This is a genomic window from Lujinxingia vulgaris (assembly GCF_007997015.1).
Lineage (GTDB): Bacteria > Myxococcota_A > Bradymonadia > Bradymonadales > Bradymonadaceae > Lujinxingia > Lujinxingia vulgaris.
On the sequence record NZ_VOSM01000010.1, the window covers coordinates 176672 to 184982 of the forward strand.

An 8311-nucleotide genomic window follows, 5' to 3' on the forward strand; every position below is an offset into this window, starting at 1 on the left:
GAATGATGAGTCATTCATTGAGGCATCGTCCGAAAGTTTACGCACCGCGTCAACCGTGGCCAGCCCGCAGTGTCGCCAGTTTATACAGTTTAAGGGAGCTTAAACTTCCCGGAGGCATCGCGCCGGGCGATGCCCTCCGCAGAATAAAAGAGAGGGGGGAAGGGGGCCGGGGAAGTTAGAAAAGTGCTTCAGCCCGCGTCACCGGGGCTGAGGATGCCCTCGACGCGCGCGATCAACTCCCGGTAACGGGCCTCACCGCGCCAGTCCGGATGCACCTGGTAGCTCACCACCTCGCGGCGGCGACCGGGGCTTGTGTGGCGCTCCACCACGCCCCAATCCTCCAGCAGGCGCAGGGCGTTGAGCAGGGTGGGTTTCGAAAGGCTCTCGTCAAAGCCGAGCTCCGAGCGCTCCAGCTGCTCGCGCCCCTTCGCGATCACATCTTTGATGAGCGCGTCGCGCTCCACCGGCACGTCCACGAGCTCATGAAGACGGCGGAAGACCAGCGCGTACGCCTCCACAAAGGTCAGCACCATCCGCCGCAGATAATCGAGCTCAGGCCGCGGCGTGGCGATCGCCACCACGCGCTCCTCGCCGGCACCCTCGATGTTCACCCAGCCCGAGGCCGAGAAGTAGTCCAGGGTGCGCATAAAGACGTTCTCAAACTCGGCGCGCTCCTCGTAGATCCACTCGTATTTGAAAAGACGGCTCAAAAAGAGGGTCTGATCCATGAGTCGGTCCAGCGGGATCGTGCTCGACTCGAAGCTCGCGATCGCCGACGCCAGCAGCCCCTCGGGCACGAAGTGGTGCACGAGCGTGTTGCGATAATAGGCGATCTCATGGCGCGCCTGGGGCTCAAGCGTGTAGCTGGCCCGATCTCCGGGGTCGGTGATGCGCACCTGCTTTTCTTTCTCGAAGATCGCCAGCGCCCGGTCGATCACTGAGGCCACCGCGCGGCCCATGGCCGACTCGATATGCTGGCGCTCCAGATCGTTGGGATCGGCGTCTTCGTCGTAGTTCAGGCTCACCGGCGGGGTGTCGTGGGGGTGGGCGGCGCGTAGCGCGTCGATGGCGGCCTGGCGGCTGGCCAGAGCCTCGCGCAGCGCCCCCGAAAGGCGCACCGGCCGGCCGGGCTGCGTCATAAAGTGCAGCAAAAATCCCAGCTCATGCAGCAGACGCGCGCGCCCGATGCTGGCGTCGCGGTTGGGGTTGTTGAGCAGCACCGTGGCCACAAGCGCAGTGGGAGAGACGGTGGTCACCCGGTTGATGTCGTAGATGATGCGGTGGGCCAGGCGCACCGTGAGCGCGTCGAGGTCTTCGTCTTCGGGCTCAAGTCGGTCGATGCCAAAACGCCCGAAATACTCGGCCAGATCGATGGGCTCATCAAACTCCACGTAGAGCCGCCCCTTCTTGCTGGTCAGAAACTTCGGCGTCTTCAACAACCCGGCCAGGCTCTCCTTCTGCTTCTCCTCGCCGAGGAGCTCGCGGCGGTAGGTGCGCTCTTCGATGATCTTCTCGTAGCCCACCGAGATCGGCACGATCTTGATCGCGTCGAGGCGCCCGCTGGCAAAGGCGCGCACCATCATATCGAGCATGCCGTAACGCGGCTTGATCAGCTTGCCGGTGCGGCTGCGCGTGCCCTCAATGAAGAACTCCACCGGGTATTTCTCTTCGAGCACCCGAATCAAATACTCGCGAAAGACCACCGGGTAGAGATCTTCACCCTTAAAAGAGCGACGAATAAAGAAGGCCCCCGCGCGGCGAAAGAGCGGGCCCAGCGGCCAGAAGCTCAGGTTGACGCCCGCGGCGATATGCGGGGTCATCAGCCCGTAGTGGTAGAAGACGTAGCTCAAGACCAGGTAGTCGATGTGGCTCTTATGGCTGGGCACCAGCACAATGGAGCTGGTCCTGGCCTGCTCGCGCACCCGCTCCAGGCCGGGCTCATCGACCTCCAGACCGTCGTAGATGCGGTACCAGACCAGACTCAGCGTCGCGCTGAAGATCTTGATCATCAGCAGGCTGGGATCGGCGGCGATCTCATCGAAGAGTTTCTGGGCCTTGCGGCGCACGCTGAGTTCATCTTCGCCGCTCTTCTCGGCGTGCTCGCGCATCGCCTCCACAAGCTCCGGCCTGGCGAGCACCTCTCGTCCCACCTGCTCGCGCGGCGAGGCGGTGGGGCCGAGGATGACGTGGCTCTCCTGGCGGATCTGCTCTTCGAGGCGGGCCCGCAGAAGTTCCGAGGCGTCGGAGGAGTCCGCCCCCGGATACTCCCTCAAAAACTCCTTGAGGTTGATGGCGCTGGAGACCTGCACCATCGGCTGACCGAACTTAAAGAAGGTCTGCCAGAAGGTTTGAACATAGTTGACCAGCTTTCGCACAAAGCCGGGAGATTGCACCGTGCCAAAGAGCTCATCGAGCAGGCTCGCGCGCCGCGGCTCCGGGCGTTTCTCCCAGAAGAGACACAGCGGCACGACAAAGATCGGCGTGTCCTGGCGACGCTGGGTCTGAATCAGGCGGTAGAGGTAGGGCTGGCTGTACGCCACCCGATCGCGCTCTTTCTGGCGGGGGCGCTGCAGGAAGAGGAAGGTCGCCTCATCGCGCAGGATCAGCGCCTCCATCTTACGCGGCCCCTCGATCCGGCGCCGCGTCACAAAGCTGACCACCCGCTCCCACAGCGCGCGAAAAGGCCGCACGATCAGATCGTTGGCAAAGCGCGCCCGGGGCAGCTCATGCTTCAAAAAGGCGTAGTTAAAATAGAAGTAATCCAGCCGGCTGTGGGTCTGCATCGTGTAGACCACCGTGCCGCGTTCGGCGCACTCGCGCAGCTGGTCGATGCCCCGTCGCTCAAAGAGCACGTGGGCGAAGAGCAGGCGGCCTAAAAAGCTCAGCCAGCGCCCCAGACGCTCAAGCATCGCCGAGGACATCGGTCGGCGAGAGAGTTGGTCGGCCAGCTGTAGCCGGCGCTCGCGGGCCTCCTCGCTGAGCTCCACCTCGGAGGCCTCGGCGCCGAGGCCCTCCTCAAGCACGGGAAGATCGTGAGGCAGCAGGGCCTGGTCAGTCTCACTGGCGGCATCGCGGTGAGCCTTCGGGTCGGGATCCCCCGCTGTGCGGTCCGGTCGTACGGACATCCTCGTCTCCGGGGTTAGGCGCGGTGGTTCGGGCCGAGCGGTTATAATCGGGCAGAGCGGATGGGGCAACTGCGTCGCGGGCGCGACTTCGATCGGTCTGCGGGCATTTTGTTGCGCCCCTTCATCGGGCTATGCTACTCCCAGAGGTGGTCGGGTCGGCCCGAGGTGGGTGAAGGGTGTGCTTGTCGCACCACCAACGCTCCGGGCCGAAACACCGTGTTAATACGCCGGTTGATCTCGTTGCTGAATCAAGGTCACGGGCACAACCCCGCTGAAGTTATCTCGAAGCAGAGAGCGCTCCATGAGAATCCTGTCTCGCCAGCTCGCCGCGGCGCTGATCGCCCTGGCGCTGGCTCTGGCCCTGCTGCCGGCCACCGCCCTGGCCCAGGGCATGACCTTCGATGAAGAAGACGTCGAGCCCATTGATGAAGATGGCATGACCTTCGATGTGGAAGACGTCCAGGAGTTTGAGGAAACCCCGGCCGGCACCAACGTGCCGGCGGTCGGTGTGCTCGCCGTGCCCCTCTCCGGGCTTAGCTCCGGCGATCGCGAGGCGCTCCAGGAAGCGCTGCGCGAAGCGGTGAGCACGATCCCCAACATCGCTGTCTTCGGGGATGCCGATCTTTTGCCGGCGATCCAGGATCGCGATCCGGAGTACTGCTCGGCCGAGTCGTTGTGTCTGGCCAACGTGGGCCGCGCCGCCCAGGTCGACCGCATCGTCCAGGCTCGCGTGAGCCGCTCGGGTATGGGCTACACGCTGAACATCGACTACTTCGATGTGCGCGACCGCCTCTTCTTGAACTACCACACCAACTCCGATCTGGGCTCCTTCTCGGCGGTGCTCGATGCGGTGCAGGCCGGCGTCAATGACGTCTTCGGCGTGCGCGATCGCCGCCCCGAAGATCCCGGCTACGTGGAGCGCGACGTCGATGTGCGCCGCATCATGGCCTTTGCCACCGCCGGTCTCTCGGCGGTGAGCCTGGGTACGGGCATCTTCTTCGGGTTGAAGGTCGACGATGGCCTGGCCGAGATCGAGCAGTACAGCCGCAACGAAGACGGTACCTACACCGATCTGACCCAGCGCGAGGCCCAGCGCCTGCAGCGCGACATTGAGAGCGACGCGCTCTCGGCCAACGTCTTCTATGTGCTCTCGGGCGGGTTGGCGGTGACCAGCGTGCTGCTCTTTGTGCTCGACGGCGATGACGCTGAAGAGCTGGCCGTGGGCCAGGGCGACCAGCCCTGGTACCGCGCGGTGCGTCTCAGCCCCAGCGTAAGCACTGACGGTGTGGGTGTGGGCGCGCGGCTGCGCTTCTAAAGGCTTCGCGACTTTTTGCGACCTCCGCGGGCTTAAGCGCCCGCGTGACTTCAGATTGAGGACGATCATGCGACTTCGCCTTCTACTTTCCGCGCTGGCTCTTCTGGCGCTGACCCTCTACGCCGCGGCCTGCTCGGTGGCTTTTGACGCCTCCGAAGAGGGCGTCTTTTACTGCGAGAGCGACGAGGACTGCCTGACCCCGCGTTTTGTCTGCTCCACCGACAACACCTGCACGGTGCGCGGAATCACCCCCACCTTCCCCTGCATCGATGAGGATGAAGACGGCTACGGTCAGCCCGGCACCGACCGCCGTAACTGCCAGTTCCCCCAGGAGGACTGCGACGACACCAACCCCGACATCAACCCGGGTGAGGCTGAGGTCTGCGACGGCATCGACAATAACTGCAGCGGTGATCCCGACGTCTTCACCTGCACCAGCACCTCGGACTGCCCCACCAACGCCAAGGATCCCAACGGGCAGGACGTCAATTACACCTGCAACGAGCAGACCGGCCTGTGTGAGGCGCTCCCCGTGGTGAGCTTCTGCCCGGGCAATCCCTGTCCGGAGTGCGGCGTGCCCCTGGAATGCCGCAACGGCGTACTCGACGCGGTGCCCGCATCCTGCGCCCTTTAAGACACGTCCGCGTTACAATGAAAAAAGCCGCGCCCCGGAAGGGGGCGCGGCTTTTTTTATGACTTCGATCGGGCAGATCGCTTAGCCGGCGTAGGCTTTGAGCGCCTGATGCATGCGCCGCACGCCTTCTTCGATCAGCGCCTCGCTGGTCGCGTAGCTCAGCCGCAACCCGCCCGGATAACCGAAGGCCGAGCCCGGCACCACCGCCACGCGCGCCTCTTCGAGAAGGTATTGCGTCAGCGCGAGATCATCGGCGAACTTGCCCTCTCCCTCGCCAATGTAAGCCGAGAAGTCCGGGAAGGCATAGAACGCGCCGGTGGGCTCGGGGCAGACCACCCCGTCGATCTCGCGCAGCATCCCCACGATGAGGTCGCGGCGTTTTGCAAAGGCAGCACGACGCTCGGCCAGCACCGCCGCGTCGAGCTCAAAGGCCGCCAGCGCGCCGTACTGCGCAAAGGAGGTAGCGTTGGAGGTCGACTGGCTCTGCAGCGTGCCCATCGCCGCGATCACCTCCACCGGTCCGATCGCGTAGCCCAGGCGCCAGCCGGTCATCGCGTAGGTCTTGCTGAACCCGTTAAAGGTGATCACGCGCCCCTCAAGCTCGGGCGCCGAGGCCACAAGGTCCGGGGCGATCTCGCCATCGTAGTAGAGCTCGTCGTACATCGCGTCGTAAAAGACCACGACCTCGGGGAAGTCCTTGAGCACGGCGGCCAGCGCGCTCAGCTCATCGGCGGAGTAGGTCGCCCCGGTGGGATTGGAGGGGGAGCAGAGGATCAACCCGCGGCAGGGCCCCTCTTCGAGCGCAGCGCGCAGGCTTGAGGCTGTGAGCTTGAAGTTATCTTCGGCGCGCGTGTCGATGATCGCAGGCTCGGCACCCGCCAGCCGAAGTTGCGCCGGATAGCTCACCCAGTAAGGCGCCGGGATCAGCACGCGATCGCCCTCATCGAAGATCGCCTGGGTGGCGTTGTAGAGAGCCTGCTTGCCACCGACGGTCACGATCACCTCGTTGGCCGCCACCTTTCGCCCGCGGCTGGCATAACTCGCTGCGATCGCCTGGCGAAGCTCCATCAGCCCGGGCGCCGGCGTGTAGCGTGTCTTACCGCTGCGCAGCGCCGCCACCGCCGCATCCACCACGGGCTGCGGCGTATCAAAATCGGGTTCGCCAGCGCCAAAGCTGACAATATCGACGCCCTGGGCTTTGAGCTCTTTGGCGCGCGCGGTGATCGCGAGCGTCGGAGAGGGCTCGACCTGACCGATGCGGTGGCTGAGTTTGATCACGGCATATCCTTATCGAAATAGAGCGGCCCCGCAGGGAGCCACAGTTCATTGGTATGATGCGCCCATAGAAGGCGGAGTCGTCTTAATCCTGAGCAAACTTCGCTTTGAGAGCTTCCTGCACGTGTGGCGGAACCTGCTCACGCACCGATCCCCCGAAGCGCGCGACCTCTTTGACCAGCCCCGAGCTTACGTAGAAATGAGACTCCTCGGTCATCAAAAAGACCGTCTCAATCTCTTCGTTGAGCTTGCGGTTCATGTTGGCCATCTGCAGCTCGTACTCAAAGTCACTGACCGCGCGCAGGCCTCGTAAGATCACCTCGCAACCCCGCTCGGCAGCATAGTCGACCAGGAGCCCCTCAAAGGTTTCGATCTTCAGCCGCGTCTCGTCAGGGAAAGACTGGCGGATAAGCTCGATGCGCTCCTCACTGGTAAAGAGCGGTGTCTTGCGGATGTTGATCGCGATCCCCACGATCACCTCATCAAAGATCTTGAGCCCCCGCTCAATGATGCTGATGTGACCGTAGGTCAGAGGATCGAAGCTTCCCGGGTAGATCGCCTTTCGCGGCATACGTCATATCCTTCGGTTGTGCCCCGGGCCGCAGGGTGCGGCGAGGTCGTAAAGACTGATGATTAAGGGAAAGAGCGGCGCGCAGCAACTGCGGGCGCGGCAGTGTCGGGTTTAAGACGTCGTCGAATCTTCATCATCAACCGGCTGCGCGTCACCGATCGATGCATCATCGCGTCGACGAAGAAACTGAATACGTGTGCGCCCGTAGATGCGCTCATCCTCAAGCTCGAACGCCGGCATATGGGGAACGGCCTCTTCGACATCCGACTCCCAGACTACCAGCGCCCCGGCGGTCACCCGCGGACTCGTCGCCATCTTCTCCAACGCCTTATGCGCGAGCGTGGTGTGGTAGGGCGGATCGAGGAACCAGAGATCAGGCGTCTCCTCGCCCAGATGTTCCTCCAGTCCCTGGTTGAACGTACAACGCTCTATGATCGCTCGCCGACCGGCGCGGGTGCGCTGCGCGTTCTCTTTGATCAACGCGGTGGAGCGGCCGGAGCGATCAAAGAAGTACGCACGACGCGCGCCCCGGCTGATCGCCTCCAGCCCCAGCGCGCCGCTGCCGGCAAAACCATCCACCACCACAAGATCGTGAACATCGCCCAGGATCGAGAAGAGCGACTCCCTTACCCGATCGCTGGTGGGTCGGATCGCGTCAGTGGGGAGGCTGGCAAGTTTACGGCCGCGGGCGGAGCCGGCAATGATGCGCATCGATCATCCTTAAGAGAGGGCGCCGCCCACAGGCGGCGTGTCGCTGAATCGACCCCCTGTATATAAGGAGCGACCCGAGCTGTGTAGGACGATACGCACCGGTGTAGCCGCCACATACGCCGGTAGTGTGGCGTGATGATCACCCCGGATCGTCAAAGATCGTCCAATATGCCGCGATCTTCGCTCCGATCGAGCGTCCCACAGGCGTGGTCTTTCAGGTGCTCCTGAACGATTTCAGTAGCTTAGCGAATCCGGTCCAAAAAACGGGAAAATAAATCGCAAAACTCCTTGACCCAATCGGCGCCATCGCCCATAAAGCGCCTCCCGACGACGGGGGCCGCAAACGCGGCTCACAACGAAAGGGAAAAAGGATGCGAAAACATCCTTGACGAGGCGAAAGCAGCAACATAGAAACCGCCTCCGTTCAACGCGACGCCAACACGGGCCGCAGCGAGCAACGTCAACATGGCTTTTCGAAATTTTAGAAACTTTCAAAATTATCGAAAAACATCTTGACAGCACGAAACGCGGACAGTAAGTTCCGCATCCCTCGACGGGGCGCCAGAAAGAAACACGGCGTAACGCGAGGCAAAGTCGAGACAGGTTCTCGACGCTCTTTGAAAAGTTCATAGGAATCCAGACAGGGCATGTTCAATGCCTTGTCGGACAGCAAGCGTTTT

At 62.9% G+C, this 8311-nt stretch carries 6 protein-coding genes; 2 read left to right on the plus strand and 4 right to left on the minus strand.

The genetic code is table 11. The annotated features are described in order from the left end of the window. Positions 1 to 188 precede the first annotated feature (188 nt). The gene (locus FRC98_RS17400) at positions 189 to 3125 is read right to left on the minus strand and encodes a 1-acyl-sn-glycerol-3-phosphate acyltransferase (protein ID WP_146982703.1); all 2937 of its coding nucleotides are present in this window, start codon (positions 3123 to 3125) and stop codon (positions 189 to 191) included. A gap of 301 nt (positions 3126 to 3426) precedes the next feature. Here FRC98_RS17400 and FRC98_RS17405 point away from each other — a divergent pair, with 301 nt between their 5' ends. Beyond that, positions 3427 to 4440, plus strand: a complete 1014-nt coding sequence (locus tag FRC98_RS17405; RefSeq protein WP_146982704.1) for a hypothetical protein — start codon at positions 3427 to 3429, stop codon at positions 4438 to 4440. Between the two features lie 67 nt (positions 4441 to 4507). After that, on the plus strand, positions 4508 to 5074 hold the full coding sequence (locus FRC98_RS17410; RefSeq protein ID WP_146982705.1) for a putative metal-binding motif-containing protein: 567 nt from the start codon (positions 4508 to 4510) through the stop codon (positions 5072 to 5074). An 81-nt stretch (positions 5075 to 5155) separates the two neighbouring features. Here FRC98_RS17410 and FRC98_RS17415 read toward each other — a convergent pair whose 3' ends face one another. From FRC98_RS17415 to rsmD, 3 genes are all read right to left on the minus strand, one after another. Beyond that, positions 5156 to 6352, minus strand: a complete 1197-nt coding sequence (locus FRC98_RS17415; protein WP_230467732.1) for a pyridoxal phosphate-dependent aminotransferase — start codon at positions 6350 to 6352, stop codon at positions 5156 to 5158. Positions 6353 to 6434: 82 nt separating this feature from the next. Continuing rightward, a complete protein-coding gene (coaD, locus tag FRC98_RS17420; RefSeq protein WP_146982706.1) occupies positions 6435 to 6920 on the minus strand; it encodes a pantetheine-phosphate adenylyltransferase in 486 nt (161 codons plus the stop codon). Between the two features lie 111 nt (positions 6921 to 7031). After that, positions 7032 to 7631, minus strand: a complete 600-nt coding sequence (gene rsmD / locus FRC98_RS17425; RefSeq protein WP_146982707.1) for a 16S rRNA (guanine(966)-N(2))-methyltransferase RsmD — start codon at positions 7629 to 7631, stop codon at positions 7032 to 7034. Positions 7632 to 8311 lie beyond the last annotated feature (680 nt).

Excerpts from the sequence above, each read along its gene's own strand:
- FRC98_RS17400 (WP_146982703.1), bottom strand. The coding sequence starts at position 3,125 with ATGTCCGTACGACCGGACCGCACAGCGGGGGATCCCGACCCGAAGGCT.
- rsmD (WP_146982707.1), bottom strand. The coding sequence starts at position 7,631 with ATGCGCATCATTGCCGGCTCCGCCCGCGGCCGTAAACTTGCCAGCCTC.
- coaD (WP_146982706.1), bottom strand. The coding sequence starts at position 6,920 with ATGCCGCGAAAGGCGATCTACCCGGGAAGCTTCGATCCTCTGACCTAC.
- FRC98_RS17410 (WP_146982705.1), top strand. The coding sequence starts at position 4,508 with ATGCGACTTCGCCTTCTACTTTCCGCGCTGGCTCTTCTGGCGCTGACC.
- FRC98_RS17405 (WP_146982704.1), top strand. The coding sequence starts at position 3,427 with ATGAGAATCCTGTCTCGCCAGCTCGCCGCGGCGCTGATCGCCCTGGCG.